Raw genomic sequence first — 26,754 nt, forward strand, 5'->3', positions numbered from 1 at the left:
GTGTCGTAGGGTGGGCTTCAGCCCACCACGCCCGGTCGATTTGGTGGTGAGCCCATAGCGCTGTGCATTTTCGTACCGCTTTCCAGCCTCCAGCGCTCTTATTCGGCTATTGATTTTATGAAGACTCCACTCTGGTTCCCGCAAAGCTTCTTCGCTCGCACCCTGTGGATGGTGCTGATCGTCGTGCTGTTCTCCAAGGTACTGATGCTGGTGTACCTGATGATGAACGACGACATGCTCGTCGATCGTCAGTACAGCCACGGCGCGGCCTTGACGCTGCGCGCCTATTGGGTCGCCGACGAGGCCAATCGCGAGCGCATCGGCGAGGCCGCAGGGGTGCACCGGGTGGCGGAGGCGGACGTGCCGCCGAGTGAATACCATTGGCCCTACACCGAAATCTTCCAGCAGCAGATGCGCGCCGAGCTGGGCCCCGAAACCGAGGTGCGGGTGCGCATCCAGCCGGAAACGGCGCTCTGGGTGCGCGCTCCGAGTCTGGGGCCGGATTGGCTGCAGGTGCCGCTCTATGCCTATCCATTGCGCGGGCAGCGGATCTGGAGCGTGCTGGGCTGGTTCCTCGGCATCGGGCTGCTTTCCACCGCCGCCGCGTGGGTTTTCGTCGGTCAGCTCAACCTGCCGCTCAAGCGCCTGGTCTACGCCGCCCGGCAGATCGGCAAGGGGCGCAGCGTGCGTTTGCCGATCAGCGACACGCCGAGCGAGATGACCGAGGTCTATCGCGCCTTTAATCAGATGGCGGAGGACGTCGAGCAGGCCGGGCGCGAGCGCGAGCTGATGCTCGCCGGGGTTTCACACGACCTGCGTACACCGCTGACTCGCCTACGTCTGTCGCTGGAGCTCATGTCCAGCGAGGCCGAGCTGACCGAGGACATGGTCCGCGACGTCGAAGACATGAACGCGATCCTCGATCAGTTCCTCGCTTTTGTCCGCGACGGCAGCGACGAACCGGTGGAAAGTATCGATCTGGGCGAGCTGGTGCGTGAAGTGGTGGCGCCCTACAACCAGTACGGCGAAACCGTGCGGCTGTGCGTCGAACCGATGCCACAGCTGACCCTGCGACGCGTGTCGATCAAACGTCTGTTGGTCAATCTCATCGAGAATGCCTTGCGCTACGGCGGCCACGGCGTCGAAGTTGCCGCCCATGTTTCTGGAGATGGCAGCGCGCCTTACGTGGTGCTCAGCGTGCTAGATCGAGGCGCTGGCATCGATCCGAAAGAGCTCGGCGAAATCTTCAATCCCTTCATCCGCGGCGACCGCGCGCGCGGCGGTCAGGGAGCCGGGCTGGGGTTGGCGATCGTCAAACGCATCGCTTCGCAGCACGGCGGTGTGGTCGAGTTGCGTAATCGCGAAGGCGGCGGGCTGGAAGCACGGGTCAGCCTGCCGTTGGGGTTGCTGCTGCCGAGGGATGCGATAAAGCACTGAGGCAGCTGCAAGCCTTAAGCGGCAAGAAAGAGCAGGGAATGCCCTGCCGTCGCGCTTTTACTTGCAGTTGCCTTTTAGCCCTTGCCCTTCGTCCTCGTCAGGTGCGGGCCGGCGTTCTTTTCCAGGTACTGGATGATCAGCCCGGCGACATCCTTGCCGGTGGTTTCCTCGATGCCGGCCAGGCCCGGCGAGGAGTTCACCTCCATCACCAGCGGACCATGATTGGAGCGCAGGATGTCGACGCCGGCGACGCTCAGACCCATGACCTTGGCCGCGCGGATGGCGGTCATGCGTTCCTCGGGAGTGATCTTGATCAGGCTGGCGGTACCGCCGCGGTGCAGGTTGGAGCGGAATTCGCCGGGTTTGGCCTGGCGCTTCATGGCAGCGATCACCTTGTCGCCGACGACGAAGCAGCGGATGTCGGCGCCGCCGGCTTCCTTGATGTATTCCTGCACCATGATGTCCTGCTTGAGGCTCATGAAAGCTTCGATCACCGATTCGGCGGCCTTTTCGGTCTCGCACAGCACCACGCCGATACCCTGGGTGCCTTCCAGGACCTTGATCACCAATGGCGCGCCGCCGACCATCTGAATCAGGTCGGCGATGTCGTCTGGGGAGTGGGCGAAACCGGTGACGGGCAGGCCGATCCCACGTCTGGCCAGCAATTGCAGCGAACGTAGCTTGTCGCGTGAACGGGCGATGGCCACCGACTCGTTGAGGGGGAACACGCCCTGCATCTCGAACTGGCGCAGCACCGCGCAGCCATAGAAGGTAACGGAGGCACCGATACGCGGAATTACCGCGTCGAAGCCTTCCAACGGGCGCCCGCGATAATGGATCTGCGGCTTGTGGCTGGCGATGTTCATGTACGCGCGCAGGGTGTCGATCACCACCACTTCATGGCCACGTTGCTGGCCGGCTTCTACCAGGCGGCGGGTCGAATACAAGCGTGGATTGCGCGACAGCACGGCGATTTTCATTGGGCACCGGAAGTAGTGAGAGTCTGGGGTTTTTCCTGCACATAGGTGCGCGCAGGATCGACCAGCCATTTGCCGTCCATCAGGGCTTTTGACCCCAACAGCAGGCGATAGCGCATGGTCTTGCGACAAGTCAGGGTGAATTCCACCGGCCACAGGTGATCGCCCAGCGCCAGCAACGTGCGCACCACGTAACGGGTTTGGGTATGGCCGTTGGAGCTCTTGATCAGCTTGCGGGTCACCAACGGCGCTTCGCAACGATGCCGGCGTTGCACCAACGTGCCCAGATGGGCAGTGAAGCGCACCCAGCGAGTGCCGTCACGTTCGAATTCGCTGATGTCCGTGGCGTGCAGTGCCGAGGTGCTCGCGCCTGTGTCGATCTTCGCGCGCAGGCCGACCACGCCGAGCTCGGGCAGGGCGATCCATTCGCGCAAACCGATGACTATCTGAGGGTCGGGATTGTTCAAGAAAGCGTATCCACTGGATTTCCGCGCATTCTAGTCGGGGTGCATGACAACCGCATCCACCTGTACGACTCTATGACAACACGACGATTGACCGAGTTGAGCGATGAGCGAAAAAGACGACGGTAAAGTCCGCCTGGATAAATGGTTATGGGCCGCGCGTTTCTACAAGACGCGCGCCTTGGCGAAGGCCGCCATCGAAGGCGGCAAGGTGCATTGCCGCGGCGAGCGCTGCAAGCCGAGCAAGGAGCCGAAAGTGGGCGAGGAACTGGTGATCCGCGCAGGCTTCGATGAACGCACCGTGGTGATCCGTGCACTTTCCGCTGTGCGTCGGGGCGCGCCGGAAGCACAGCTGCTCTATGAGGAAACGGCCGACAGTCTGGCCAAACGCGAAAATGCCGCGGCCATGCGCAAGGCAGGTGCCTTGGGTGTGGAAACCGATGGCAAGCCGAGCAAGAAACAGCGCCGTGCCTTGCAGCGCTTCCGCTCGGATGCCGAATGACTCGCCGGTTGGACGGTCGCCACTTTCGCCCTAGAATGCGGCCCTTCTCGCAGGGGCCATGCAGATTCCGAGATTCGATGAGTCGCGGTATCCCAGCCAACGGCCCCGGCCTTCAACCTGCTCTGGTCATGCCCATGCTCGATTCCGATTACACCCAGCGTTTCCTTTTCGATAACACCGACGTGCGGGGCGAGTGGGTCGGGCTCGAGCGCAGCTATGCCGAGGTGCTGGCCAAACACGCCTACCCGGAGCCGGTCGCCCAGCTGCTCGGCGAGCTGCTCGCGGCAGCCGCACTGCTGGTCGGTACGCTGAAATTTGACGGGCTGATGGTATTGCAGGCCCGTTCGGCCGGCGCGGTTCCGCTGCTGATGGTCGAATGCTCCAGCGATCGCGAGGTGCGCGGCATTGCCCGTTATCACGAAGAACAGCTGACGCCCGGTGCGACCCTGTCCGAGCTGATGCCCGAAGGCGTGCTGGCGATGACCATCGATCCGGCCAATGGGCAGCGTTATCAGGGGATCGTCGCCTTGGATGGTGTGACCTTGGCGGAAAGCCTGTCGAGCTATTTCGCGTCGTCCGAGCAGTTGCCGACGCGCTTCTGGCTTGCCGCCGATGGCCGCCGTGCATGCGGCATGTTGCTGCAACAGCTGCCGGTCGATCGGATCCGTAACGGTGAAGAACGCGAAGCCAGCTGGCAGCATTTGCGCACCCTGGCCGATACGCTGTCCGCCGAAGAGTTGCTCGGTCTCGACACCCAGACCGTGCTGCACCGGCTCTACCATGAAGAGCAGGTCCGCCTGTTCGAGCCCCGGCCGATTACCTTCCGCTGCAGCTGCTCGCGCGAGCGCTCGGCCAACGCGGTGATCAGCCTCGGCCAGCACGATGCCGAGCAGCTGCTCAGCGAGCAGGGCGGTGCGATCACCATCGATTGCCAGTTCTGCAATCACAGCTATCGCTTCGACGCAGCCGACATCGCCCAGCTGTTCGCAGGTGCGGGAACCGAGGGCCCTTCCGGCACGCGGCATTAAAAGGCGTGGGGCGTAGAACCTTTTGGCCATTACGCCCTCATACCCAGCGCAGCGTCATTTCTGTCATAATCGCGCGCACTTTTTTTCGATGTAGTTCGCTGTCTGGTGGGCTACAACAGCATGGAGGATTCGGCCCAGGGCCGACGGGAAACTCATGACGCAAGCTATTAACGCCGTGTACGTTGATATCAGCACCGCTCGATTGATCGAAGAAGCCGTCAAGCGTGGTGAAGGTGAATTGGCCGCCAATGGCGCGCTCGTTGTCAAAACTGGTCACCGCACCGGTCGTTCGCCAGCCGACCGCTATATCGTCGAAGAGCCGAGCACCAAGGATTCCATCGCCTGGGGCCCGATCAATCGTCCCTTCCCTGCCGACAAGTTCGATGCCCTGTGGGATCGCGTCGAGACCTTCAACAAGGCTCAGGAGCATTTCGTTTCCCACGTCCACGTAGGTTCCTCCGAAGCTCACTACCTGCCGGTCAAGATGACCACCGCGACGGCCTGGCAGAACCTCTTCGGTCGTCAACTGTTCATCAACCCGGCTCAGTACAACCCAGCAGGGAAGGACGAGTGGCAGGTTCTCAACGTTGCCAATTTCGAGTGCTCTCCTGAGCGCGACGGCACCAACTCCGACGGCTGCGTGATCATCAATTTTGCCGCGAAAAAGGTGCTGATTGCCGGCATGCGCTACGCCGGTGAGATGAAGAAGGCGATGTTCTCCGTGCAGAACTATCTGCTGCCGGAAGCCGATGTTCTGCCGATGCATTGCGCCGCCAACATCGGCGAAGAGGGTGACGTCACCCTGTTCTTCGGTCTGTCCGGTACCGGCAAGACCACCCTGTCCGCCGACGAATCGCGTTACCTGATCGGTGACGACGAGCACGGCTGGGGCACCGGCGTGGTGTTCAACATCGAAGGCGGCTGCTACGCCAAGTGCATCGACCTGTCCGAGAAGAACGAGCCGGTGATCTGGAAAGCCATCCAGTTCGGTACCGTGCTGGAAAACGTGGTGCTCGATGACGAGCGCGTCGCCGATTACACCGACGACAGCCTGACCCAGAACAGCCGCGCCGCCTACCCGCTGGAATACGTCGAGAAGCGTTCCGAGAAGAACCTCGGCGGCGAGCCGAACGCGGTGATCTTCCTGACCTGCGACCTGACCGGCGTGCTGCCGCCCGTGTCGATCCTGAACAACGAACAGGCCGCCTACCACTTCCTCTCCGGCTACACCGCACTGGTCGGTTCCACCGAGATGGGTTCGGGCAGCGGCATCAAGTCCACATTCTCCACCTGCTTCGGCGCGCCGTTCTTCCCGCGTCCGGCCGGCGTTTACGCCGAGCTGCTGATCAAGCGCATCCAAGCGTTCGGTTCCAAGGTCTACCTGGTCAACACCGGCTGGACCGGTGGCGGCTACGGCGTTGGCAAACGCTTCAATATTCCGACCACCCGTGCGGTGATCGCAGCGATCCAGAGCGGCGCGTTGATCGGTACGGAAACCGAGCACCTGCCGATCATCAACCTGGACGTGCCGACGGCCGTTCCGGGTGTCGAAACCCAACTGCTCAACCCACGCAACACCTGGGCTGACCAGAATGCCTACGACGAAGCGGCCAAAGAACTGGCGAACAAGTTCATCGACAACTTCAAGAAGTTCGAGGTCTCAGACGCCATCAAGGCCGCCGGCCCGCAGCTCTAAGCTGTAAGCCGTCGCGTCAGAACTAGCCGCCTTCGGGCGGCTTTTTCGTGGCTGGTCACCAGAAGATTTGTGTGAGGCTTTTTGTAGGGTGGGCCGGGCGGCGCTCCGCTTCAGCCCACCCTACGGCAGCATGTACTGAGCATGCGTCTAAAGGCCAACTGCATCGGATCGTAGGGTGGGCTTCAGCCCACCAATGGCGCAAGCGATCACCGTATGGTGTATTCAGCGCTATGCATCTCAAGCCACCTGCAGCGACTTTGCAGGGCTGACATATCGGTCCCGCTGATAAATACCATCAACCAAGGCGGATGGATTCGATGGTTTCCGGGGCATAGCATTAGCGGCCACGTTTACAGCCTAATGGAGCCATGCCATGCATATCGAAGAAGCCATCCAGACTCGTCGCGCCGTCAAGGTCTACGACAGCAACTTTCAATTGAGCCGCGAAGAAAAGGACGAATTGCTGCGACTGGCACTGCTCGCGCCATCGGCCTTTAACCTGCAGCATGTGCGTTTCGTCGAGGTCAGCGACCCGGCGCAGCGCGCGCAGATTCGTGAGGTGGGCTGGAACCAGGCGCAGATGACCGACGCCTCGATGCTGGTAGTGGTTTGCGCGCAGGTGGACAGTTGGGAAAAGAATGTCCGCCGCGTCTGGGAAGGTACACCGCCCGAGGTGCAGGACTACATGGCTGGCGCCATCGACAACTACTACCGCGACAAGCCGCAGGTACAGCGTGACGAAGCCATGCGCAGCTGCGGCCTGATGGCGCAGACGCTGATGCTCGCCGCGCGCGGCAAGGGCCTGGATTCCTGCCCTATGGACGGCTTCGACTTCGATGCAGTGGGCAAGTTGATCAACCTGCCGGATAACCACGTCATCGCCATGATGGTCGCGGTGGGCAAGCGTGTCGTGGAGCCCAAACCGCGTGTCGGCAAGCTGCCGTTCGACGAAGTGATCATTCGCGATCGGTTCTGACCGATCGTTTGCGTGCCGCATCCCTGGTGAACATGGAGCGTGGCTTCGATCAGTAATGGTCTTTCGGCCCGCTCCATGGGACGAGCTCTCGTAGGGTGGGGCGGGCGTCGCTCCGCTTCAGCCCACCGAATGGCAAAGTGCGCTACCTGTGGGCTGAAGCGGAACCCGCCGACCTATCTCCGGACGGCATCTTGCCTGCCGCAGGTAGGGAGATGGTGACGCCTCGCTCATCCACCCTGGTGCCGCTCGATAGATCGCAGAAGCGTTGATCCTACGAACGGCAGGCGTGTCGATGTCGCGATTAACGAGCGACAGGCTCAGTTCTGGTTCTTGCAGCTTTCGGCCAGGGTCCGATAGGAGAGCTTGCGGATCTCACCAGACGAATCCCGGTAAGTCATCACCGCATCGGTGACTTCGCAGTAGGGCGTCGGCTCGACTTTGATCGACAGGACCGAGGCGATATCGATCTTGGTGCCGTAGGTATAGGCCTCGGCTTCGGCGCCGTTGGCATGGGCGAGCGAGGCGGCGGATAGCAAAAGGGCAGTGGCAAATGCAAAGGTAGTGCGCATGGCAGGGCATCCTGTTTCTGGTTCGTGGATTCCTCCTGTTGGCAAGCCGCATCACCCGATCCGGCTTCGCTTGTGATTTTTCTCAGGAGCCCGGCGATGATGAGTTAGTAAGCTCACTAACGATAATTGCGGATTCCGATGAACGTGATTGAGCGAAATGCGTGGCCGCCTCGCTAGTTACTGGTTCAGGGCATCGATGAGCTACTTTCGCGTTCTTGCCGACCGCTGACCGCGCCTCGTGGACCGCTTTGCTTTACCGTCTCCCTCCTTTTGCTACTCTCCGGCTCCCAGTCAAAGGAGTGACTAAGATGATCGAACAAACTCTCGCCCAGACCTTCGGCTACGACGGCTTTCGCCCCGGCCAGGAACAAACCATCCGCGCTGTGGTGGCGGGCCGTTCGGCGGCGGCGATCTTTCCCACCGGTTCCGGCAAGTCGCTGTGCTACCAGCTGTCGGCGTTGCATTTGCCGCATCTGACGCTCGTGGTCTCGCCGCTGCTGGCGCTGATGCAGGATCAGCTGGCCTTTCTGCATCGGCACGGCATCGCCGCAGCCAGCATCGATTCGGCACAGGGTCGCGAGCAAATCAGCGACACCATGAGCCGCGCCAAATCCAGCGAACTGAAGATCCTGATGATCTCGGTGGAGCGCCTGAAGAACGAGCGCTTTCGCCATTTCATCAGCCAGGTGCCGATCTCGGTGTTGGTGGTGGACGAGGCGCATTGCATCTCCGAGTGGGGCCACAACTTCCGACCGGACTACCTCAAGCTCCCCGACTACCAGCGTCAGTTCAATATCCCTCAGGTGCTGCTGCTGACCGCGACGGCGACGCCGCCAGTGATCGCCGACATGCAGGCGAAATTCGCTATTGCCGCCGAGGATGTGGTGACCACCGGCTTCTACCGCGCCAACCTCAACCTGCTGGTCGAGCCGGTCGCGGGCGCCAACAAGCAGCGCCGGCTAGTGGAATGGCTGGCCGGAAAAGCCGCGCAGCCAACAATCGTCTACGTGACCCAGCAGAAGACTGCCGAGCAGGTTGCCGAACATTTGACGCAGCGTGGTTTCCCGGCCAGCGCCTATCACGCCGGGATGGCTCACGAACTGCGCGAGACCATCCAGCGGCGTTTCATGGCCGGCGAATTGAACTGCATCGTCGCCACCATCGCCTTCGGTATGGGCATCGACAAGTCCGACATCCGCAACGTGGTGCACTACGACCTGCCGAAATCGGTGGAGAACTACAGCCAGGAAATCGGTCGGGCCGGGCGCGACGGGCAACCGTCCAACTGTCTGGTATTGGCCAACCGCGACAGCCTCAACGTGCTACAGAATTTCGTTTACGGCGACACGCCGGAACGCGAGGGCATCCGCCATGTGCTCGATGAGCTGGCGAGCGTCGGTCCGGATGGCCAATGGGAGCTGATGCTCAATCGGCTTTCTGAACAGAGCAACATCCGCCAGCTGCCGTTGAAAACCCTGCTGGTACAGCTTGAGCTCAAAGGCATCATCGCGCCACGTTTCGCTTATTTCGCCGAGTATCGCTACAAATATTTGCTGGAACCCGAGGCATTGGTCGCCCGTTTCGAGGGTGAGCGTCGGCAGTTCGTCGAAGCCATCGTGCAAACCTCGGCGCGAGCGCGAACCTGGTGCACGCTGGACTTCGATGCGCTCTACCAACAGCACGGCGCCGACCGGGCGCGAGTGGTCAAGGCGCTGGATTACTTTCAGGAAAAGGGCTGGATCGAGCTAGAGAGCAAGCAGATGACCGAGGTCTATGCGCTGCTCGATCCGCACTTCGATGCCGCCGCGCTGAGTGCCGAGCTGCACGCCTACTTCAAACAGCACGAAACCAGTGAAATCACCCGTATCGACAGGATGCTCGCACTATTCGAGTCGCGCGAGTGCCTCAGCTGGCGGCTGGCCGATTATTTCGGTGATCGTCAGGCGCCGCAGCGTTGTGGCCATTGTTCGGTCTGCCAGGGCCGCACCGCGCAGCTGCCCGAGCCGCCCTCATTGCCGCCGGTGGCGCAGATCGACCTTGCTGCCCGCTGCGCCGATTTCAGCCAGCGCTATCGGCAGTTGAAAAACAGCGAGCCCAGTGCCGAGTGCCTGACGCGTTTTCTCTGCGGCATCAGCGTACCGCTTTTCACCAAGTTGAAAGCGCGTGGCATCCCGGGATTCGCCTCGCTGGAGGCTTACCCTTACGCAGATGTGCGCGAGCAGGTGGTGCGTTCGTAACTTACGCATAGAGAGCCGGACTCGAATGTGCTCAGGTGATCAATCACCGCGTGGAGCGAGACTCGGCATCCAGCTCCACAGCAGCTTGCCCAGGCCCGTATCGTCGGGCAGCAGCAAGAGACTGAGCGCAAACACCAGTAGCAGGCCCAGCCCATAAGCAAGATTGATCAGCCGATGATGTCGATGCCGCTGCGCCTTGATCTGCTGGGTCGGTTTCTCTGGCCTATCAGGCAGGGCGGCCGATGGTTGGCCAGGCGGTATGGGCGGGTGGCGGGGCATGGGCGTCTCGATTGTTGCGAGCCGGTGCGTGCAACGGCGGGCGCGGCGCAAGGAACAATAGCCATCAGGCGCGGCGAAGTAGAACCGAAATAAAGGCATATTGCCAGCATAGCGGTGCCTTATACCAGTTCAGCGGTGCTCGGTCAGCGGGCACCGGCGCGGCGTCGCGCCCCGTTGAAACAAACTGAAAAGCTCCCGTGCGTCGGCCCGATGATGCGCCCGCTGGTGTCGACCATACTCAAGCGTCGAAGCCGCTACCGACACGGAGAACCCACCGATGCAGACGCGCCGCCAGCTCCTCCACCGCTCCGCCGTGCTGACGGCTATCGCCGCACTGGGGCCGTTGCTGCCGTTCGTGGCACATGCCGCCGAACCACTACGGATGCGCCCGATTCCATCCACCGGCGAGAAGCTACCGGTGATCGGGCTCGGCACCTCGCGCACCCATGACGTGGGTCTCGATGATTCGCAGATGGACGCGCTGCTGGAGGTGTTGCGGATTTTCGTCGACGGCGGCGCTCGGCTGATCGATACCGCGCCGAGCTATGGCAACGCCGATCGTGTGGTTGGTGAGCTGGTGCAGCGGCAGAGCGCGCGTGAGCGCGTGTTTCTCGCCAGCAAGGTCTCCGCCACTGGCCGCGAGCGCGGGTTGGCGCAGATCGAGGCCAGTTTCGAGGCGCTGCAGAGCGACAGCATCGACCTGCTCCAAGTGCACAACCTGCAGGACACAAGCACCCAGCTCGGTCTGCTGCGCGAGCTGAAGGAGCAGGGCCGCATCCGTTATATCGGCGTGACGCACTATGTGGAGTGGGCCCACGACCGCCTGCTGGACGTGCTCAAGCAGGAAAAGGTCGATTTCGTCCAGTTCAACTACTCGGTCGGCGAGCGCAATGCCGAGAAGCGGCTGCTGCCGTACTGCGCCGACAACGGCATCGCCACGCTGATCAACCGGCCCTTTACTCGCGGCAACCTGCTCGGGCGCGTCAAGGACCGGCCGCTGCCAGACTGGGCGGCTGAACTCGATGCGACGTCCTGGGCGCAGCTTGCGCTTAAGTTCATCCTCGCCGAGCCGGCAGTGACCACGGTGATTCCGGCGACCTCGACCCCGCGCTATATGGCCGACAATCTGCTGGCCGGGCAGGGCCGCCTTCCGGATGCCAGCCAGCGGCAGATGATCGTCGATGCCTTTGGTTGATCCTGGCTGATGTCCATGGGCTCGAACCGGTTGCGCCTGGCCGGGCTGATCAACGCCCGGCCCGCTGAATTGCGCGCGGCGCTGGCCGGCTTCGGGCTGTTCTTCTGCCTGTTCAGCGGCTACTTCATGCTGCGACCGATCCGCGAGTCCATGGGCATCCAGGGCGGCGTGGAGAATCTGCAGTGGCTTTTCACCGCGACCTTCTGCGCCATGCTGGTGGCGGTGCCGCTGTTCGCCTGGCTCAACTCGCGGGTGGCGCGCGTCCATTACATCGACTGGGTGTACGGCTTCTTCTGCGTGAATCTGCTGGCGTTCGCCGGGCTGTTCTTCGTCGTGGACGAGAGCATCTGGCTGGCGCGAGTGTTCTACGTGTGGATCTCTGTCTACAACCTGTTCGTGGTGTCGGTGGCCTGGAGCCTGATGGCCGATGTGTTCGATGCGCCCCAGGCTCGCCGCCTGTTCGCCTTCATCGCCGCCGGTGCCAGCGTCGGCGGCCTGTTCGGCCCGGCCGCCAGTGCGCTGCTGGTGGGCGTGCTCGGGCAGTTCGGGCTGATGCTGCTGGCGGCGCTGCTGCTGGCGTTGGCAGTGGTGCTCAAGCATTACCTGATGGCGTGGCGCGAAGTGGCAGGCGCCGGGCGCCCCGGTGCTGAACAGGCGGAGAACCCGCGCCGTCCGGTGGCGGGCAACCCGTTCAGCGGGCTGACGCGGGTGCTGGGTTCGAGCTATCTGCTGGGAGTTGCCGCCTTCGTGCTGTTGCTGACCACGGCCAGCACCTTCCTGTATTTCGAGCAGGCGCGGCTGGTGGCCGAGCTGTTTCCTGATCGCGCCGAGCAGGTGCGAGTCTTCGGCGCCATCGACTTCGTGGTGCAGGCCGGCGCCTTGCTGTCGCAGCTGTTCATCACCGGGCGCGTTGCCCAGCGCCTTGGTGTGCGGGTGCTGCTGGCGGTGGTGCCGGCGCTGGTCTGCCTGGGTTTCATCGGGCTGGCGCTGGCGCCGGCCTTCGCCGTGCTGGCGGCGGTGATGATCGTGCGGCGCATCGGTGAGTACGCCTTCGTCCGTCCGGGCCGCGAAATGCTCTTTGCGCCGCTGGATGCGGAGAGCAAGTACAAGGCGAAGAACTTCATCGATACCGTGGTTTACCGCGGCGGTGACGCCTTGAGCGGCTGGGCCAAAACGCTGATGGATATGCTTGGCCAGGGCACGCTGCTGATTGCGCTGGTGGGCGCCGGCTGCGCAGCGGTCTGGGGCGTGCTGGGCTGGTACTTGGGCGGCCAGGCGGATCGGAAGGCGAGCGGGCGGGAGGCGGAATAAACGCACCTCTGCGCAAGCGAGTGGTGGCAAAATGCCTGTCTACTTTCAGACACGGAGGTCGCCATGCGCGCCGCATCGCTTTTTACGCTCATCGCTACCGTTGCCATCAGCGGCTGCAGCATCAAACAGAACGTTACTCCTGCGACCCTGTCCGCCGAACTGGCACCGGAGATCTGCATGATCCCGGCGTTGAACTTGCGTGCTGGCTTCACCAGTGCCTACCAGACCTCGTTGATGGAAAAAGGCTTCAGGACCCGCCTGATGGCGCCCGGCAGCAGCCCTGGCCGTTGTGCGCTTGCTACTACCTTCATTGGTCGTTGGGGCTGGGATCTGGCGTTGTACATGAAATATGCCGATATCCGCGTCTACGAGAATGGCCGTCAGGTCGGCCAGGCGGAATATGACGCACGCTGGGGCGGTGGGCGGCTGGACAAGTTCATCAGCGCCGAGGAGAAGATTGCCGAGCTGACCCATCAGCTGTTTCCCAACGGGTCGGTCGGTCTGGGCCGTGCTCCCGCTCCGGTGGTGGCTGGTGATAGGGCGCCGCTGAGCAGGGAGGCCTACCGGCAACAGCAATTGCAACGCTTGATGAATGAGGGCTTGTCCTACGACGAATACCAGCATCGCTATCGGCAGTTGATGGACGAGTAAGGTTGCTTGGCGATCAGTTTGTGGCAACAGCCCCTCACCCTAGCCCTCTCCCCGAAGGGAGAGGGGACTGGATGGTGCGGGGTTTACGCTTTGGGGAGTGCTCTTAAGACCAATCCTCAGCCTTCTGTTTCCCCACATCCGCCAGCTAGTAAGGCGGCAACGTAGTCAACATTCCGGGCCAACCGCCTCCCTCGTCTCTCTGGGTGAGGCTGGGGTTAAGTCAATCCACGCAAAAATCTCCAGCCCATCCGCCATCCTGTTGCACCACCTATCTACCCCATCATCACGCCCGGTCCGCCCCTTCAGAACGAATCCACCAGACGAAGCCGCTGAACCTCGGCGGTGTGGGCCCCTCGAACCTAACAGGTACGTCATCAAGAGGAGTTCTCTATGCAGGTCCAGGTGAGAAGCAACCATATCGAAGGCAGTGCCGAGCTCCACGAATGGGTCGGTGCCGCAGTACAGGAGCGGCTCGAGCGTTTCGAGGATTTTCTGATGCGAGTGGAAATCCACGTCGGCGACGAGAACGCGCAGAAGGCGGGGGCCGCCGACAAACGTTGCCAGATCGAGGTACGGCCCAAGGGCCACCAGCCGCTGTCCGTCACCCACAAGGCCGAGTCGCTGCAGCTGGCAGTTGACGGAGCCGCCGAGAAAATGCACAACGCCATCGGTCATCTGATGGGCAAGCTTGATTCGAAGGTGGTCGCCAGCGGCCATCTCGATGATCCGCTGTTGGATGAAGAACCGCAGCAGGTCACCGATGCCTTGTTACAGGAAGAATTCCTCGCCAAGCAGGAGGAACGAGGCAAGGATTAGTACGTCCGAAGCCCTTCACGGCCGCTCCGTTTCCGGGCGGCCTTTACTAGCGGGACGCGCCACTGGAACCCTTAGCGATGCGAAATCGATGGCAGCGGTTGATCGAGCCGCTGAAAGAACAGCTGCGCCTGTTGCTGACCATCAACCCCAGCGACCGGCGTTGGCAGATGCCCTTCGCCGCGGCGCTGGCCACCGGCCTGCCGCTGTTCGTCGGTGCCTGGTTCGACCGTCTCGATTACGGCCTGGTGTCATCACTGGGCGGACTGGTCTTTCTCTATCTGCCCGCCACGCCGCTGTCGCATCGCATGGTCACGTTGATGGCCTGCGCCTTCGGCATGATCGCCTGCTACACCCTGGGCCTGATGAGCCATTTCTTTCCCTGGACCATGGTGCCGGTGCTGGTATTCATCTCGGTGCTGGTGACCATGGTTTGCCGCTTCTACCGGATCGGCATGCCGAGCAGTCTGTTCATCATCATGGCCGCCGCCATCGGCATGTACACCCCGCTGGAGGTGCTGCAGGTGCCGCTGATGGTCGGCTTGATCAGCATGGGCACGCTGCTGGCAGCGTTGATCGCCTTCTTCTACAGCCTGTACGTGTTGCGGTTGCAGGCGCCTAAACCGGTGGAGCCGCTGCCGCCGGCAAGCTTCGATTACGTGGTATTCGACTCGGTGCTGATCGGCGTTTTTGTCGGCATCTCGCTGGCGCTCGCCCAGGCTCTGCAACTGGAAAAGGCCTACTGGGTGCCGGTCAGTTGCCTGGCGGTGATTCAGGGCGTCTCGCTGCGCGCGGTGTGGAACAAGCAGTTGCAGCGCATCCTCGGCACCGGGATCGGCCTGCTGGTCGCCTGGGGCATGCTGTTGTTGCCGCTGGACAAGTGGACCATCCCGCTGATGATGATGGTGCTGTGTTTCGTGGTGGAGACTGCGGTGGTCCGGCATTACGCCTTCGCGGCGATCTTCATCACGCCAATGACCATCCTGCTGGCCGAGGCGGCGACGCTGGGCCACGGCTCGGCCTCTACGCTGATCGAAGCACGCTTCTACGACACCGTATTGGGTTGCCTGGTCGGGCTGGTGGGTGCCGTCTGCCTGCATAGCCCACGCTTTCGCCAGATGTTTGGCGATCCGATGCGCCGTCTGATTCCGGCGCGTTTCGAACGGCGGTCGAACGCGACTAGCGAGGAATGATCGAAATCTTCCCGTCCTTTTCCAGGATCGCGAATTTGATCTGATCGATCCGTTCGAGGCCCTGCGAATGCCGGGCCGCTTCGAGAATGTCGTTTTCGTCGATCCGCGCCTTGCGCACCCGGCGTTCGAGCAGCTGACCATACTCGACGATGATCATCGGCTCCCCATCGATCAACTTGGCGAACCATTGCGACTTGTTCTTCAGCAGTGACAGGGCGATGTCGAAGGTCACCAGCGAAACGATCACCAGCGTTGCATTGGCGATCGAAAAATCGTCGCCCAACAAGGCCTGCTGCGTGGCCTCGCCGATGATTAGCAACAGCACGAAATCGAAGGTGGTCAGTTCCGAAAGCGTGCGCCGTCCGGCCAACCGAAACACCACCAGCACCACCAGATAAATCGCTGCGGCGCGAAGCACGGAGTCCATGGCATGTTCCTATGGGTAGATGAACTGTGTCAGCGTTACGGATTGTCCGTTCAGCTGGGCCACGCTTCGCGCCAGGCCTATCCCGTCGGGGCGTAGCGAGAGATAGACGATTGCCCAGCCTTGCGCATCGGGCTGAAGTTGCACTCGCATGCCGTTGCCGAAACTCTCCGCAGTGATCGGTTGCGGATGAATGCCCTCGATGGTGAAGCGCTCCAGGAGCGCACCGTCAACGCTCAGCCAGACTTGGCCGTCGGAGCCTGCTCTGGCTTCGATCTGCAATTGGCTGGCCGCTCCGTTGCGCTCGAAACGCTCGTACGTGATCAGCAGGTCGCCGTTGGCCGTTCGAGCTTCGGTCTGGCTCAACGGCCCGGCGCCGAACACGCCGAGCAGAGTGATCGCGACGAGGCCGCACAGGGCTATCCAGCCAAACCGCTCCAGCGTCCACAGCCGCGTCTGCAGGCGCATGTCTTCCTTGATGGGGTAGTCCCGATTGTGAAACTCATCTTGCTCAGACAATTCGGAAGACATAGGTGTATGCCTTGGATGGCGGGCGCTGAACGGTAGAGCCGGGCCCCACGGCGAAGTTCATCAGGCACGTTGCGAGCACGGCACCGCATTCGCCGAATAGGCGACATCTTGCGATGACGAGGTATTAATCGGGACTGGCTAGATCACGCGTAATACCCAGCTATAGCGAAAGGCTTACAAGCTGTCGCGCTTATTTCCGCTTCAGCCGACGCCCTGGTGGGCTTAATCTACGCACACCTCTGAAGCGCAGGACGCGCTCAGGATCAAGGATGATCGACCACGCTAGGAAGGCACTTCAAAGGATTTGAAATGGTCAGGAAAAACCCGCTTCGGCGGGTTTTTCGTTTGTCTGGCAGAAAATTTCGTAGCGTTATCCAACAGCAAAAAGCGTCGTGGCTGAATTCGCCATTTCCCCGTAGACGGAATCGCCCAGGCGCTTCCGTCATTTACCGCGAACCCGAATCAGCGATAAACATCACTGACGCGCCACCGCCACGATCTGCTCGATCAACCATTGCAACGCTGCATCCCGCTCCCGCTGGGCGACGCTGACGATGTCCAGCTGAAAGATGCCGAGATCGAACGGTAGGGCGAACAGTTGCAGCGGCAGCAGCTTGACGAAATGCCGTGCGAGCTGGGTCGGTAGCACTGCAGCCAGGTCGCTGCTGGCGACGATATGCGCGGCCTGCAGGTAGTTCGGCGTGGTGTACACCACTTCGCGGCTCAAACCCTGTTCTTCCAGCCACTGTTCGACCATGCCGCGCGTCTGCCCGCCATGCACCCAGAGATGGCGCAGGCGCAGGAAACTGTCCAGATCCAGCCCTTCACCCACTAGCGGATGATCCTTGCGCAGCGCGACCTGCAATGTCTCGCTGGCCCAGCGGCGGCGGTGAAAACGCGTCGGCACTTCGAGAAAACGGCCCAGCGCCAGATCCAATTCGCCGTTATCCAGCGCCTCGGCCGGCAGCGTCGGGCTCAGGTGCTCGATCGCCAGCTGAATTCCCGGCGCCACCCTGGCCAGATGAGCCATCAGTGGCGGCATGCAGATCAGCTCTACGTAGTCGGTGACGGCGATGGCGAAGCGTTGCTGGCTGGTCGCAGGGTCGAAGAAATCGCCGGCATTGAGTGTGTGCTCGATCTGCTGCAGCGCATCGCGGATCGGCGCTTCCAGGCTCAGCGCGCGTGGCGTGGGTTGCATGGCGCGTCCGACGCGTACCAGCAGCGGGTCGTCCAGCAGCTCGCGCAGACGATTGAGGGCATTGCTGACCGCCGGCTGGCTGAGCGACAGCCGCTGGGCGGCGCGGGAGACGTTGCGTTCGCGTAGCAGGGCGTCCAGCACGCGAAGCAGGTTGAGATCGAAGTTGTAGATATTCATCTGATGAATCTGAATCATCACAAGACTAAATTTCAAAAATAGTACCTTCTTCATCTAAGGTAGGTCTTCTGATTTTTCTGCTTGCGACGAGGACTGCTGCAATGAGCCAAACCCGCTTCGATATCCAAACCGCCGCGGTAATCGGTGCTGGCACCATGGGCCGTGGCATCGTCATGAGCCTGGCCAATGCCTGCGTGCAGGTGCTGTGGCTAGACAACAATCCCGAGATGCTCGAGCAGGCGCTAAGCGTGGTGGCCGACACCTACGCGCACAACGTGCGCCAGGGGCGTATCGACGAAGCTCAGGCCGCTGCCCGCCGTGCCTGCATCAGTAAGGCGGCCGACTATCAGGCACTGGCCGAGGTGGATCTGGTGATCGAGGCGGTCTACGAGAACCTCGAACTCAAGCAGAACATTTTCCGCGAGCTGGACGGCATCGTTAAGCCGAGCGGCATCCTCGCCAGCAACACCTCGGCGCTGGATATCGATGCCATCGCCGCCGTCACCGGGCGCCCCGAGCAAATCGTGGGCCTGCACTTTTTCAGCCCGGCGCACATCATGAAGTTGCTGGAAATCGTTCGCGGTGCCAAAACCAGCCAGGCGGTGCTGGAGGCTTCCACCGAGCTCGGTAAGCGCATGGGCAAGATCAGCGTGATCGCCGGCAACTGCCCGGGCTTCATCGGTAATCGCATGCTTAAGACCTATGTGCGCGAGGCGCGGGCGATGCTGCTCGAAGGCGCCTACCCGCACCAGGTGGACGGTGCGCTGCAGGGCTTCGGTTTTGCCATGGGTCCGTTCCGCATGTACGACGTGGTGGGCATTGACCTGGAATGGCGTGCACGCGAGCTGTCCGGCAAGGGCCAGGATGAGCCCGAGGTGCAGGTCGACAACCGCCTCTGCGAGCTGGGCCGCTTCGGCCAGAAGTCGCGGATGGGCTACTACCGCTACGCCGAAGGCAGCCGTCAGGCCGAGCATGATCCCGAAGTGGATGCGCTGGTGCAGCGCGAAGCCGAGCGTCTTGGCTATCAGCGGCGCGAGATTGGCGAGGCGGAAATCCTCGAGCGCTGCCTGCTGGCACTGGTCAACGAGGGAGCGAAGATCCTTCAGGAAGGCATGGCCGAATCCAGCACCGATATCGACACGGTTTACCTCAATGGCTACGGCTTCCCGGCGGCAGTCGGCGGGCCTATGACCTGGGCCGACCGCGAGGGCCTGCCAGCCATTCGTGATCGCCTCAACGCCCTGGCCGAGCGTCACGGCTCGCATTGGCAGCCGGCCGAACTGATCGATAGCCTGGCCACCCTCGGCGGCCGTTTCGTCGACTACAAGAAGGAGGCCTGAGCATGGAGTACAAGGCACCCCTGCGTGACATGCGCTTCGTACTGCATGAGCTATTCGACGCCACTGGCCATTGCGAACTGCTCGGCAACGGGCTGGATCGCGAACTGATCGACGGCGTGCTGGAAGAGGCGGCGCGCTACACCGGCGGCGAGATCGCCCCGCTCAATCGCAACAGCGATGAAGAAGGCGTGACCCTGGAAAACGGTGAAGTCAGGACGCCGCAAGGCTTTGTCGAGGCCTATCAGCAATACGTCGACAACGGCTGGGCGAGCATGACCGGGCCCACCGAGTATGGTGGCCAGGGCTTTCCGCAGCTGGTCGCCAGCAACTTCCACGAGATGTTGATGGGCGCTTCGCTGTCGTTTCGCATTTACTCGGGGCTGACCGAAGGCGCGGTGCTGGCGCTGTACAAGCACGGCAGCGAGGAGCTGAAGAACGCCTATCTGGAGAAATTGGTCAGCGGCCGCTGGAGCGGCACCATGTGCCTGACCGAGCCCCAGGCCGGGACCGACCTGGCGTTGCTGCGCACCCGCGCCGAGCCCCAGGCGGACGGCAGCTACAAGGTCAGCGGTAGCAAGATATTCATCTCCGGCGGCGAGCACGACATGAGCGAGAACATCGTGCACCTGGTGCTGGCGCGCCTGCCGGATGCGCCGGCCGGCGTGAAGGGCATCAGCCTGCTGCTGGTGCCCAAGTTCATCGCCAAGGCCGACGGTACGCCGGGCGAGCGCAACGCGCTGTCTTGCGGCGCAATCGAGCACAAGATGGGCATCAAGGGCGCAGCCACCTGCGTGATGAACTTCGACGGTGCCACCGGCTGGATCGTCGGTGAGCCGAATCAGGGGCTGGCATGCATGTTCACCATGATGAACGACGCGCGTTTCCAGGTCGGGCTGCAGGGCCTGGGCATTGCTGAGCAGGCGTATCAGGGCTCGCTGGCCTACGCCCGCGAACGTTTGCAGTCGCGTGGGCTGACTGGCGCGCAGTACCCGGACAAACCGGCCGATCCGATCATCGTTCACCCGGACGTGCGGCGCATGCTGCTGACGCAGAAGACCCTGGTCGAGGGCAGCCGCATGCTGGCGGCCTACTGTGCGCGGCAGCTGGATATGGAGCACGGCCATCCCGAGCCGAGCTACCGCAAGGCGGCCAGCAAGCGCGCGGCGCTGCTGATTCCCATCGTCAAGGCGTTCTTCACCGACATGGGCCAGGAAGTGGCCAGCCTCGGCGTGCAGATCTACGGCGGCCACGGCTATATCCGCGAATGGGGTATGGAGCAGCTGATGCGCGACAGCCGCATTACTCAGCTGTACGAAGGCACCAACGGTATCCAGGCGCTGGATTACATTCGCCGCAAGTTGCTGGGTGATGGCGGTGCGGAGCTGTCAGCATTGCAGGCCGAATTCAGCGAGATGTGCGATGGCCAGATTGATCGGCCGGCGTTGCACGAACTGGCGAGCAAGATTCAGGCGCGTATCGGCGAGTGGCGCGAGCTGACCGCCGAAGTGATTGCCGCGACCCAGCGTGATCCGCAGGAGATCGGCGCGGTCTCGGTGGATTTCCTCCAGTATTCGGCCTATGTATTGCTGGCCGGGCTCTGGTTGCAGGCGGCGGCGCGGGCGAAGGATGCGCTGGAGCAAGGCAGAGGTGAAGAGGCGTTCTATCAGGCCAAGCTGATTAGTGCGGATTTCTATACGCGGCGTGTATTGCCGCGTGCCAGTGCGCACCGTGAAGCGATCCAGGGCGGCGCGGATTGTTTGATGGCGTTGTCGGAGAGCGATTTCGCGTTTTGAGCGGGGCCTGTTGGCGATCGAGCGGGCGCCGCTGCCCCTCACCCCAGCCCTCTCCCCAGAGTGGAGAGGGGGCGGGACGGAGTGGGGTTGAGCTCGGGTTGGTAATCAGTGGCGCAGATGCGTTGAGTAGGTCGCCTGGATAGTTACCAACCATGATCAAGCGGGTTCCGAGTGCCTTCTCCCATAGTAAATGTTGATAGGGCGGAGTGGGGTTGAGCTTCGGCGCTCGGACATTGCACGGACATACCCCCTCTCCCCTTCGGGGAGAGGGTTGGGGTGAGGGGGCTTTTGATTTGCTCTCGCCGAACCCGAACCATAACGAAACCAGGAGGCACCGATGCATCCATTCAGCTTCTCCACAACCGCCCAGTTGATCTGCGAACCCGGCTCGTCGCGCCGCCTGGCCGGTCTCTGCAAGGAGCGCGGGGCGCGCTCGGTGCTGGTGGTGACCGATCCGGGCATCACCCGTTTCGGCCTGCTCGATGACGTGCTGCCAGGCTTCGAGAATGAAAGCTTGCAGGTCGCCGTCTACGACCAGGTGCTGGCCGACCCACCGGAAAATATCGTGCTGGCGGCTGTGGAGCAGGCGAAGTCGGCGAAGGCGGATCTGGTGATCGGCTTTGGCGGCGGCAGCTCGATGGACGTAGCCAAACTGGTGGCGTTGCTAGCGCACCCGGATTGCGCGCAATCGCTGGCGGACATCTACGGTGTGGGTAACGCCAGGGGGCAGCGGCTGCCGCTGATCCAGGTGCCGACCACCGCCGGCACCGGTTCAGAGGTGACGCAGATCGCCATCGTCACCACCGGCGAAACCACCAAGATGGGCGTGGTTTCGCCGTTGCTGCTGCCTGATCTGGCACTGCTCGACGCCGATCTCACCCTCGGCCTGCCGCCAGCGGTGACCGCCGCCACTGGCATCGACGCCATGGTGCACGCCATCGAGGCCTACACCAGCGCGCTAAAGAAAAACCCGCTGTCCGACCTGCTGGCCCGCGAGGCGCTGCGCCTTCTTTCGGCCAACCTGCACGAGGCGGTACACAACGGTGGCAACCGCGAGGCGCGCCAGGCGATGCTGCTCGGTGCCTGCCTCGCCGGCCAGGCCTTCGCCAACGCGCCGGTGGCCGCCGTGCATGCGCTGGCCTATCCCCTGGGCGGCAATTTCCATATTCCCCACGGATTGTCCAATGCGCTGGTGCTGCCGCACGTGCTGCGCTTCAACGTCAGCGCGGCGACCACTCATTACGGTGAGCTGGCGCCCATTGTGCTGGGCGACAGACTGCGCAGCGACGATCCGGCAACCTTCGCCGAGCAACTGATCGAGGAGCTCGGTGTGCTGAGTGGGCGCATGGGCCTGCCGACCCGTCTGCGCGACGCTGGCGTACCGGAAGACATGCTGCCGCAACTGGCGAAGGAGGCGATGCTCCAGCAGCGATTGCTGGTGAACAACCCGCGCGAAATCACCGAAGCCGATGCGCTGGCTATCTACCGAGCCGCCTACTGATCTTAATGGCGCACCGCGCTTACCGCGCCGCGTCGACTTGCCTTCAAGGAATGCCGAATGGCCGAACAACCGCAGCACCTGCGCGACGACTACCACCACTTCCAGCCGATCACCACGCGCTGGCACGACAACGATATCTACGGTCACGTAAATAACGTCGTTTACTACAGCTATTTCGACAGCGCGGTGAACGCTTACCTGATCGAGCGAGGCGGGTTGGACATCCACGAAGGCGAGGTAGTGGGTTTCGTGGTCAGCTCATCCTGTGATTACTTTGCATCCATTGCTTTTCCCGATGCTCTGGAAGTTGGCTTGCGGGTCAGCAAGCTCGGCAACAGTTCGGTGCAGTATGAGTTGGCGATCTTCAAGGCAGGGGAGGCACCGGCCTGTGCGGCAGGGCGCTTCGTCCATGTATTCGTGGACCGCGCCAGCAATCGGCCGACGCCAATCCCGAATGGCTTGCGCCAGGCACTGGAAGCGCTGTTGGTGGTGGCCGAATAATTTGGCCCTACGGCAATCTCTGCGGTTACTGTAGGGCCGAGCCTGTTCGGCCTCGGATCGCTGTACTGGGGTCGAATAAATTCGACGATACAACTTCCGACTGATGCGATTAGTCGTGATGTTTGTGTTTATGTTTGTGCTTGTAATGCCCTTTGGCTTTACCCGGATGGCTACGATATCGGCGGTCGTCACGGTAGCGGCGATCACTTCGATAGTCGTCATCATCATCGCCGTAGGCATTGCCGACCGCACCGCCAGCACCACCACCAACGGCCGCACCGATGAGTCCGCCCGTGCTGCCACCGACGCGTTGACCGATGACATTGCCACCTGCGGCACCCAGGCCACCACCTATGGCCGCTTCGGTACGGCTGCGTTTGTCAGCGCCGACCATGCCGCCTGCCGCGCCGCCCACACCAGCGCCGATAGCGGCGCCTGTCGAACCACCGAGGTGCTCGCCGACCACCGAACCCAGCGCTCCACCCAGGGCGCCACCAACAGCGGCTTCGGTGTTGCTACCCGCATAGGCCGCGCTGCTAAGCAGGCTCGCGGACAAGAGCAGAATCGAGGAATACTTCATGGTGAAACCTCTCAATGAATGGCGTCGCGATCCTCACGTCCTAGCCCCGCCCTTCGCAAGCTCTCACCGATGAAAGGTGTGATGCATGTCTATTTTTATAAGTATTTGATTTATAGGCGGAACTACCAACAAGCGAAACGGTCGAGAATCGTTTCGACAGGCGCCTCCAGGCGCTTTTTCTCTGCCTGAGTCATGCAGCAGCTTCTCAGTGACGGAGCGAATGGATTCGCCCCATGCGCGCGAACGGCTATGTCTGGGCGTTTGCCTGGAGTGGGCTAAATACCCGCGGTGGGCTGCGATGGGGAATGTGGATGAGGTTAAGGTTGTGGCGCTGCGCCCATTGTGCCGCCAGGCCGGTTGGCGAGGAAAAGCTGACTAGCGTGGGGATGCCCGCACGCTGCACCTTATGAATCAGCTCGAGACTACAGCGGCTGGTGACCACGGCAACGCCCCCGGAGACGTTCTGTTTCATGCGGCTCAATGCCCCGATCAGCTTGTCCAGCGCGTTGTGTCGGCCGATGTCTTCGCGTCCCAGGCGGATTTCACCCTGCGCGTCGATGAACAGAGCGGCGTGCACCGCGCCGCAGGTTTGAGCCAAAGGCTGAAATTCGGCGATGCGCTGACGCAGGTCATGCAGCCAATGCGCCGGCGGCAGGGGCGCGACCGGCATCACCGGTAGGTGTGGCAGCGCCTGTTCCAGTGCTTCGACGCCGCACAACCCGCAGCTGGCGTTGCCGGGTAGCTGTCGACGCTGCTCCTTGAGTTTCCAGAAGGCGCGACTGGCGATCTCGACATCGGCCTGGCGACCGCTGCCGGCGCCGCTGATTTGAATGTCGTAGATATCGCTGACGTCCTCGACGATACCGCTGCCAAGGCTGAAACCCATCACGAAATCCTCGAGGTCGGCCGGCGAGACCATCATCACCGCCTGGCTGATGCCGTTATAGGCGATCGCCAGGGCACACTCTTCGGCCAGATCCACAGGTTCGCGCTGGGTCTCTCCAAGCGCCTGAAAGTAATAGCGCTGGCTGGCCTCGGTTGGCGTGTTGCTATCCGAGGCGATGTTGAGGTGGCGTGGAGTGCTCATGGCAGGCTCGATATTGACTGCAGGTGTGTGCCGACCGGTCGACTGTGAAGGGCCTCGGGCGGATTTTCAATGCGTGCTGCGCCCGAGGCATGATGACCGCTATCCGCCGTATGCCAGCATGCCGCGAACCCGTGCTGCCAGATGGTCGATCTGGAACGGCTTGCTGATCATGTCCATGCCCGCTTCGAGAAAGCCGCTGCTGGCCGCCTGCTCGGCATAGCCGGTCATGAATAGTACGCTCAGGCCGGGGCGATGCTGGCGGGCGATGTCTGCCAATTGCCGGCCATTCATTCCCGGCAGACCGACGTCCGAAACCAGCAAATCGATGCGTTCGCCGCTTTCCAGAAATTCAATGGCGGCGTTGGCCTCAGCGGCCTCCAGCGCGCGGTAGCCGAGCATGCCCAACACATCCAGCACCAGTTGACGCACGGCCGGATCATCTTCGACCACCAGCACGGTTTCGCCTTGCAGCGCCTGCGGTGGCTGCTCCTTCGGGCTGCTGATCGTCGTTGGCATCGGCAGCGCGTGGTGCGCGGGAAGATACAGCGTGACCTCGGTGCCATTACCGGGCTCGCTGCGGATCTGCACGTGACCGCCGGCCTGACGGGCGAAGCCGTAGATCATCGACAGCCCGAGGCCGGTGCCTTGGCCGATCGGTTTGGTGGTGAAGAACGGTTCGAACGCGGCGGCCAACACCTTGGGCGTCATGCCGCAGCCGCTGTCGATCACGCTGAGGGTGACGTAGCGGCCCGGAGCCAGTTCACCCACTTCCGATTGGCTCGACAACTGCACGTTAGCGGTGGCGATATACAGGCTGCCTCCGTCGGGCATCGCATCGCGGGCGTTGATGACCAGATTGAGCAGGGCGCTCTCCAGTTGGTTCTCGTCGCTGTTGGCGGCCCACAGGTCCGGTTGCAACTGGGCATCGACCAGAATATGACCGCCCAGGGTGCGCACCATCAGGTCGCGCATCGATTCGACCATTGCATTCAGGTCGACGCGCTTGAGGTTCAGCGGTTGACGCCGGGCAAACGCGAGCAGGCGATGAGTGAGGGCCGCGGCGCGGTTGGCCGAGGTGACCGCGGCATCGATGAAGCGCTGGGTTTCGGCGTGACGGCCGGTCTGGTTGTAACGCTGGATCAGGTCCAGCCCGCCGATGATGCCGGTGAGCATGTTGTTGAAGTCGTGGGCGATGCCGCCGGTGAGCTGGCCGACCGCTTCCATCTTCTGCGCCTGGCGCAGGGCTTCCTGTGCCTGTTCGCGGCTGGCCATTTCCTTGAGCAGTCGCTCATAGACTTCGGCCAACGCGGTGGTGCGCTCCTGCACGCGGCTTTCCAGGGTTTCGTTGAGCTCGCGTAGCGCCTGTTCCGCCTGCCAGCGCTCGGTAACGTCCTGGCAGAGGACGAAGAAGCCCTGCACCTGCCCTTCGGCATCGCGGCGTGGCAGGTAGTGCATCAGCGCATGGCGCGGCTTGCCGTCGTGGTGCGGCATGTAGGCTTCGAAGACCATCGGCTCGCCGGCCAGCGCGGCGCTGATCTGCTCGCGCCGCTCGTTGTACGCGCGTTCGCCGACGACCTCTATCAGGCGCTTGCCGTACAACCACTCGGGCGACTGGCCGAACCAGTTCTGGTAGTGGCGGTTGTTGAAGCGATAGCGCTCGTCCTGGTCCACGTAACCGATGAGCACCGGCAACGCGTCGGTGATTGTCATGATTTCCGCTTCGCTGCGGCGCAGCGTTTCCTCCTCGCTGTGGCGCAGGCAAAGCAGACGACCGGCAACTTGCCGTCCATCGCGGACAGGGCTGAGGGCCAGATCGACCCAGACGCCACGTTGCGCGACTCCTTCCGGCAACCGGTAGTTGCGCAGCAGGCACGCCTGGCTGCGGTCGCCGCCGTTGCACGTGTCGATCAGTGCTGGCCATATTTCAGCCCAGGTTGAAGCGACCGGCGCACCGAGCGCGGCCGGATGGCAACCGCCAATCAGCGCCGCATGCGCGTCGTTGTATAGCTGCACGTCGCTGTCACCCCAGAGCACGCACATGGGCAATGGCGCTTCGAGCAAGGTGTCGAGCAGAACGCGCAGCGAGGCCGGCCAGTTATCGATCGGGCCCAGCGGCGTTGCGCTCCAGTCGTGGTTGCGGATGCGCCTGCTCATTTCGCTGTTACCGGCCGGCCAGGCTCCAGGATCTATTGGCATGGGTCTCCCATCGGATGTGCGGCGGGCCATTCGGCATCTTTCATTACAGGTAGGCGGCGTGGTCTGGCACCCACAGCATAGTTACCGAAGGCGCCGCC

At 62.4% G+C, this 26,754-nt stretch carries 25 protein-coding genes; 15 read left to right on the top strand and 10 right to left on the bottom strand.

From position 1 onward, the window contains the following. Positions 1 to 117 precede the first annotated feature (117 nt). Entirely contained in the window at positions 118 to 1,437 is a 1,320-nt protein-coding gene (locus tag V6943_RS05210) for an ATP-binding protein (protein ID WP_131649015.1), read from the top strand. A 74-nt stretch (positions 1,438 to 1,511) separates the two neighbouring features. On the opposite strand, the gene rimK is transcribed toward V6943_RS05210, so the two are convergent. Continuing rightward, entirely contained in the window at positions 1,512 to 2,417 is a 906-nt protein-coding gene (gene rimK, locus V6943_RS05215; protein WP_131649014.1) for a 30S ribosomal protein S6--L-glutamate ligase, read from the bottom strand. Beyond that, complete coding sequence (gene rimB / locus V6943_RS05220) at positions 2,414 to 2,881, bottom strand: retropepsin-like aspartic endopeptidase RimB (protein ID WP_256048864.1); 468 nt, start codon at positions 2,879 to 2,881, stop codon at positions 2,414 to 2,416. Before rimB ends, rimK begins: the two co-directional genes overlap by 4 nt. A 103-nt stretch (positions 2,882 to 2,984) precedes the next feature. Between rimB and V6943_RS05225 the strand changes: the two genes are divergently transcribed. The 4 genes from V6943_RS05225 to V6943_RS05240 all read left to right on the top strand — a co-directional run bounded on the left by V6943_RS05225 (position 2,985) and on the right by V6943_RS05240 (position 7,080). Next, positions 2,985 to 3,380, top strand: coding sequence for an RNA-binding S4 domain-containing protein (locus V6943_RS05225; protein WP_131649012.1), 396 nt, complete (start codon positions 2,985 to 2,987; stop codon positions 3,378 to 3,380). A gap of 134 nt (positions 3,381 to 3,514) precedes the next feature. Beyond that, complete coding sequence (gene hslO / locus V6943_RS05230) at positions 3,515 to 4,408, top strand: Hsp33 family molecular chaperone HslO (protein ID WP_340553034.1); 894 nt, start codon at positions 3,515 to 3,517, stop codon at positions 4,406 to 4,408. A 154-nt stretch (positions 4,409 to 4,562) separates the two neighbouring features. After that, complete coding sequence (locus V6943_RS05235) at positions 4,563 to 6,104, top strand: phosphoenolpyruvate carboxykinase (protein ID WP_340552800.1); 1,542 nt, start codon at positions 4,563 to 4,565, stop codon at positions 6,102 to 6,104. 373 nt (positions 6,105 to 6,477) lie between these two features. Further along, on the top strand, positions 6,478 to 7,080 hold the full coding sequence (locus V6943_RS05240; RefSeq protein WP_340552801.1) for a nitroreductase family protein: 603 nt from the start codon (positions 6,478 to 6,480) through the stop codon (positions 7,078 to 7,080). A gap of 317 nt (positions 7,081 to 7,397) precedes the next feature. Here V6943_RS05240 and V6943_RS05245 read toward each other — a convergent pair whose 3' ends face one another. After that, positions 7,398 to 7,649, bottom strand: a complete 252-nt coding sequence (locus V6943_RS05245) for a DUF2790 domain-containing protein (protein WP_340552802.1) — start codon at positions 7,647 to 7,649, stop codon at positions 7,398 to 7,400. A 308-nt stretch (positions 7,650 to 7,957) separates the two neighbouring features. Here V6943_RS05245 and V6943_RS05250 point away from each other — a divergent pair, with 308 nt between their 5' ends. After that, positions 7,958 to 9,886 carry a RecQ family ATP-dependent DNA helicase gene (locus V6943_RS05250; RefSeq protein WP_340552803.1) on the top strand — a complete coding sequence of 643 codons (1,929 nt, stop codon included), beginning with the start codon at positions 7,958 to 7,960 and terminating at the stop codon, positions 9,884 to 9,886. A gap of 39 nt (positions 9,887 to 9,925) precedes the next feature. Here V6943_RS05250 and V6943_RS05255 read toward each other — a convergent pair whose 3' ends face one another. Next, complete coding sequence (locus V6943_RS05255; RefSeq protein WP_340552804.1) at positions 9,926 to 10,165, bottom strand: hypothetical protein; 240 nt, start codon at positions 10,163 to 10,165, stop codon at positions 9,926 to 9,928. A 277-nt stretch (positions 10,166 to 10,442) separates the two neighbouring features. Between V6943_RS05255 and V6943_RS05260 the strand changes: the two genes are divergently transcribed. From V6943_RS05260 to V6943_RS05280, 5 genes are all read left to right on the top strand, one after another. After that, positions 10,443 to 11,360, top strand: coding sequence for an aldo/keto reductase (locus V6943_RS05260; protein WP_340552805.1), 918 nt, complete (start codon positions 10,443 to 10,445; stop codon positions 11,358 to 11,360). Positions 11,361 to 11,375: 15 nt separating this feature from the next. Next, positions 11,376 to 12,671, top strand: coding sequence for an NTP/NDP exchange transporter (locus V6943_RS05265; RefSeq protein WP_340553035.1), 1,296 nt, complete (start codon positions 11,376 to 11,378; stop codon positions 12,669 to 12,671). Positions 12,672 to 12,734: 63 nt separating this feature from the next. Beyond that, positions 12,735 to 13,322: an Sbal_3080 family lipoprotein gene (locus V6943_RS05270; protein ID WP_340552806.1), complete on the top strand. Its 588-nt coding sequence runs from the start codon at positions 12,735 to 12,737 to the stop codon at positions 13,320 to 13,322. A gap of 390 nt (positions 13,323 to 13,712) precedes the next feature. Next, a complete protein-coding gene (locus V6943_RS05275; protein WP_131649004.1) occupies positions 13,713 to 14,138 on the top strand; it encodes an HPF/RaiA family ribosome-associated protein in 426 nt (141 codons plus the stop codon). A gap of 77 nt (positions 14,139 to 14,215) precedes the next feature. Then, positions 14,216 to 15,328: an FUSC family protein gene (locus tag V6943_RS05280; RefSeq protein ID WP_340552807.1), complete on the top strand. Its 1,113-nt coding sequence runs from the start codon at positions 14,216 to 14,218 to the stop codon at positions 15,326 to 15,328. On the opposite strand, the gene V6943_RS05285 is transcribed toward V6943_RS05280, so the two are convergent. From V6943_RS05285 to V6943_RS05295, 3 genes are all read right to left on the bottom strand, one after another. Further along, on the bottom strand, positions 15,315 to 15,755 hold the full coding sequence (locus tag V6943_RS05285) for a DUF421 domain-containing protein (RefSeq protein WP_131649002.1): 441 nt from the start codon (positions 15,753 to 15,755) through the stop codon (positions 15,315 to 15,317). The two genes, V6943_RS05280 and V6943_RS05285, sit on opposite strands and share 14 nt — an antisense overlap. 9 nt (positions 15,756 to 15,764) lie before the next feature. Next, positions 15,765 to 16,283, bottom strand: coding sequence for a hypothetical protein (locus tag V6943_RS05290; protein WP_340552808.1), 519 nt, complete (start codon positions 16,281 to 16,283; stop codon positions 15,765 to 15,767). A 475-nt stretch (positions 16,284 to 16,758) separates the two neighbouring features. Continuing rightward, complete coding sequence (locus V6943_RS05295) at positions 16,759 to 17,658, bottom strand: LysR substrate-binding domain-containing protein (RefSeq protein ID WP_340553036.1); 900 nt, start codon at positions 17,656 to 17,658, stop codon at positions 16,759 to 16,761. Positions 17,659 to 17,759: 101 nt separating this feature from the next. On the opposite strand from V6943_RS05295, the gene V6943_RS05300 reads away from it, so the two are divergent. The 4 genes from V6943_RS05300 (at position 17,760) to V6943_RS05315 (ending at position 22,793) form a co-directional block, all read left to right on the top strand. Beyond that, positions 17,760 to 18,998, top strand: coding sequence for a 3-hydroxyacyl-CoA dehydrogenase (locus V6943_RS05300; protein WP_340552809.1), 1,239 nt, complete (start codon positions 17,760 to 17,762; stop codon positions 18,996 to 18,998). 2 nt (positions 18,999 to 19,000) lie between these two features. Next, the gene (locus V6943_RS05305) at positions 19,001 to 20,791 is read left to right on the top strand and encodes an acyl-CoA dehydrogenase C-terminal domain-containing protein (RefSeq protein WP_340552810.1); all 1,791 of its coding nucleotides are present in this window, start codon (positions 19,001 to 19,003) and stop codon (positions 20,789 to 20,791) included. A 337-nt stretch (positions 20,792 to 21,128) separates the two neighbouring features. Then, complete coding sequence (locus tag V6943_RS05310) at positions 21,129 to 22,292, top strand: iron-containing alcohol dehydrogenase (protein ID WP_340552811.1); 1,164 nt, start codon at positions 21,129 to 21,131, stop codon at positions 22,290 to 22,292. 57 nt (positions 22,293 to 22,349) lie between these two features. Further along, positions 22,350 to 22,793, top strand: coding sequence for an acyl-CoA thioesterase (locus tag V6943_RS05315; protein WP_131651271.1), 444 nt, complete (start codon positions 22,350 to 22,352; stop codon positions 22,791 to 22,793). Positions 22,794 to 22,902: 109 nt separating this feature from the next. On the opposite strand, the gene V6943_RS05320 is transcribed toward V6943_RS05315, so the two are convergent. The 3 genes from V6943_RS05320 to V6943_RS05330 form a co-directional block, all read right to left on the bottom strand. Further along, positions 22,903 to 23,373, bottom strand: a complete 471-nt coding sequence (locus V6943_RS05320) for a glycine zipper domain-containing protein (RefSeq protein WP_131651272.1) — start codon at positions 23,371 to 23,373, stop codon at positions 22,903 to 22,905. Positions 23,374 to 23,620: 247 nt separating this feature from the next. Next, positions 23,621 to 24,460, bottom strand: a complete 840-nt coding sequence (fdhD, locus tag V6943_RS05325) for a formate dehydrogenase accessory sulfurtransferase FdhD (protein WP_340552812.1) — start codon at positions 24,458 to 24,460, stop codon at positions 23,621 to 23,623. Between the two features lie 99 nt (positions 24,461 to 24,559). Beyond that, positions 24,560 to 26,656, bottom strand: a complete 2,097-nt coding sequence (locus V6943_RS05330; RefSeq protein ID WP_445324109.1) for a PAS domain-containing protein — start codon at positions 26,654 to 26,656, stop codon at positions 24,560 to 24,562. Between the last annotated feature and the right edge of the window lie 98 nt (positions 26,657 to 26,754).

Source organism: Pseudomonas sp. CBC3, assembly GCF_037967085.1.
In the GTDB taxonomy this organism is placed as follows: domain Bacteria; phylum Pseudomonadota; class Gammaproteobacteria; order Pseudomonadales; family Pseudomonadaceae; genus Stutzerimonas.

What these genes read in the sequence shown, in the direction of transcription:
- V6943_RS05210 (WP_131649015.1), top strand. Translation starts at nt 118, where the DNA reads ATGAAGACTCCACTCTGGTTCCCGCAAAGCTTCTTCGCTCGCACCCTG.
- rimK (WP_131649014.1), bottom strand. Translation starts at nt 2,417, where the DNA reads ATGAAAATCGCCGTGCTGTCGCGCAATCCACGCTTGTATTCGACCCGC.
- V6943_RS05225 (WP_131649012.1), top strand. Translation starts at nt 2,985, where the DNA reads ATGAGCGAAAAAGACGACGGTAAAGTCCGCCTGGATAAATGGTTATGG.
- hslO (WP_340553034.1), top strand. Translation starts at nt 3,515, where the DNA reads ATGCTCGATTCCGATTACACCCAGCGTTTCCTTTTCGATAACACCGAC.
- V6943_RS05235 (WP_340552800.1), top strand. Translation starts at nt 4,563, where the DNA reads ATGACGCAAGCTATTAACGCCGTGTACGTTGATATCAGCACCGCTCGA.
- V6943_RS05240 (WP_340552801.1), top strand. Translation starts at nt 6,478, where the DNA reads ATGCATATCGAAGAAGCCATCCAGACTCGTCGCGCCGTCAAGGTCTAC.
- V6943_RS05245 (WP_340552802.1), bottom strand. Translation starts at nt 7,649, where the DNA reads ATGCGCACTACCTTTGCATTTGCCACTGCCCTTTTGCTATCCGCCGCC.
- V6943_RS05250 (WP_340552803.1), top strand. Translation starts at nt 7,958, where the DNA reads ATGATCGAACAAACTCTCGCCCAGACCTTCGGCTACGACGGCTTTCGC.
- V6943_RS05255 (WP_340552804.1), bottom strand. Translation starts at nt 10,165, where the DNA reads ATGCCCCGCCACCCGCCCATACCGCCTGGCCAACCATCGGCCGCCCTG.
- V6943_RS05260 (WP_340552805.1), top strand. Translation starts at nt 10,443, where the DNA reads ATGCAGACGCGCCGCCAGCTCCTCCACCGCTCCGCCGTGCTGACGGCT.
- V6943_RS05265 (WP_340553035.1), top strand. Translation starts at nt 11,376, where the DNA reads ATGGGCTCGAACCGGTTGCGCCTGGCCGGGCTGATCAACGCCCGGCCC.
- V6943_RS05270 (WP_340552806.1), top strand. Translation starts at nt 12,735, where the DNA reads ATGCGCGCCGCATCGCTTTTTACGCTCATCGCTACCGTTGCCATCAGC.
- V6943_RS05275 (WP_131649004.1), top strand. Translation starts at nt 13,713, where the DNA reads ATGCAGGTCCAGGTGAGAAGCAACCATATCGAAGGCAGTGCCGAGCTC.
- V6943_RS05280 (WP_340552807.1), top strand. Translation starts at nt 14,216, where the DNA reads ATGCGAAATCGATGGCAGCGGTTGATCGAGCCGCTGAAAGAACAGCTG.
- V6943_RS05285 (WP_131649002.1), bottom strand. Translation starts at nt 15,755, where the DNA reads ATGGACTCCGTGCTTCGCGCCGCAGCGATTTATCTGGTGGTGCTGGTG.
- V6943_RS05290 (WP_340552808.1), bottom strand. Translation starts at nt 16,283, where the DNA reads ATGTCTTCCGAATTGTCTGAGCAAGATGAGTTTCACAATCGGGACTAC.
- V6943_RS05295 (WP_340553036.1), bottom strand. Translation starts at nt 17,658, where the DNA reads ATGAATATCTACAACTTCGATCTCAACCTGCTTCGCGTGCTGGACGCC.
- V6943_RS05300 (WP_340552809.1), top strand. Translation starts at nt 17,760, where the DNA reads ATGAGCCAAACCCGCTTCGATATCCAAACCGCCGCGGTAATCGGTGCT.
- V6943_RS05305 (WP_340552810.1), top strand. Translation starts at nt 19,001, where the DNA reads ATGGAGTACAAGGCACCCCTGCGTGACATGCGCTTCGTACTGCATGAG.
- V6943_RS05310 (WP_340552811.1), top strand. Translation starts at nt 21,129, where the DNA reads ATGCATCCATTCAGCTTCTCCACAACCGCCCAGTTGATCTGCGAACCC.
- V6943_RS05315 (WP_131651271.1), top strand. Translation starts at nt 22,350, where the DNA reads ATGGCCGAACAACCGCAGCACCTGCGCGACGACTACCACCACTTCCAG.
- V6943_RS05320 (WP_131651272.1), bottom strand. Translation starts at nt 23,373, where the DNA reads ATGAAGTATTCCTCGATTCTGCTCTTGTCCGCGAGCCTGCTTAGCAGC.
- fdhD (WP_340552812.1), bottom strand. Translation starts at nt 24,460, where the DNA reads ATGAGCACTCCACGCCACCTCAACATCGCCTCGGATAGCAACACGCCA.
- V6943_RS05330 (WP_445324109.1), bottom strand. Translation starts at nt 26,656, where the DNA reads ATGCCAATAGATCCTGGAGCCTGGCCGGCCGGTAACAGCGAAATGAGC.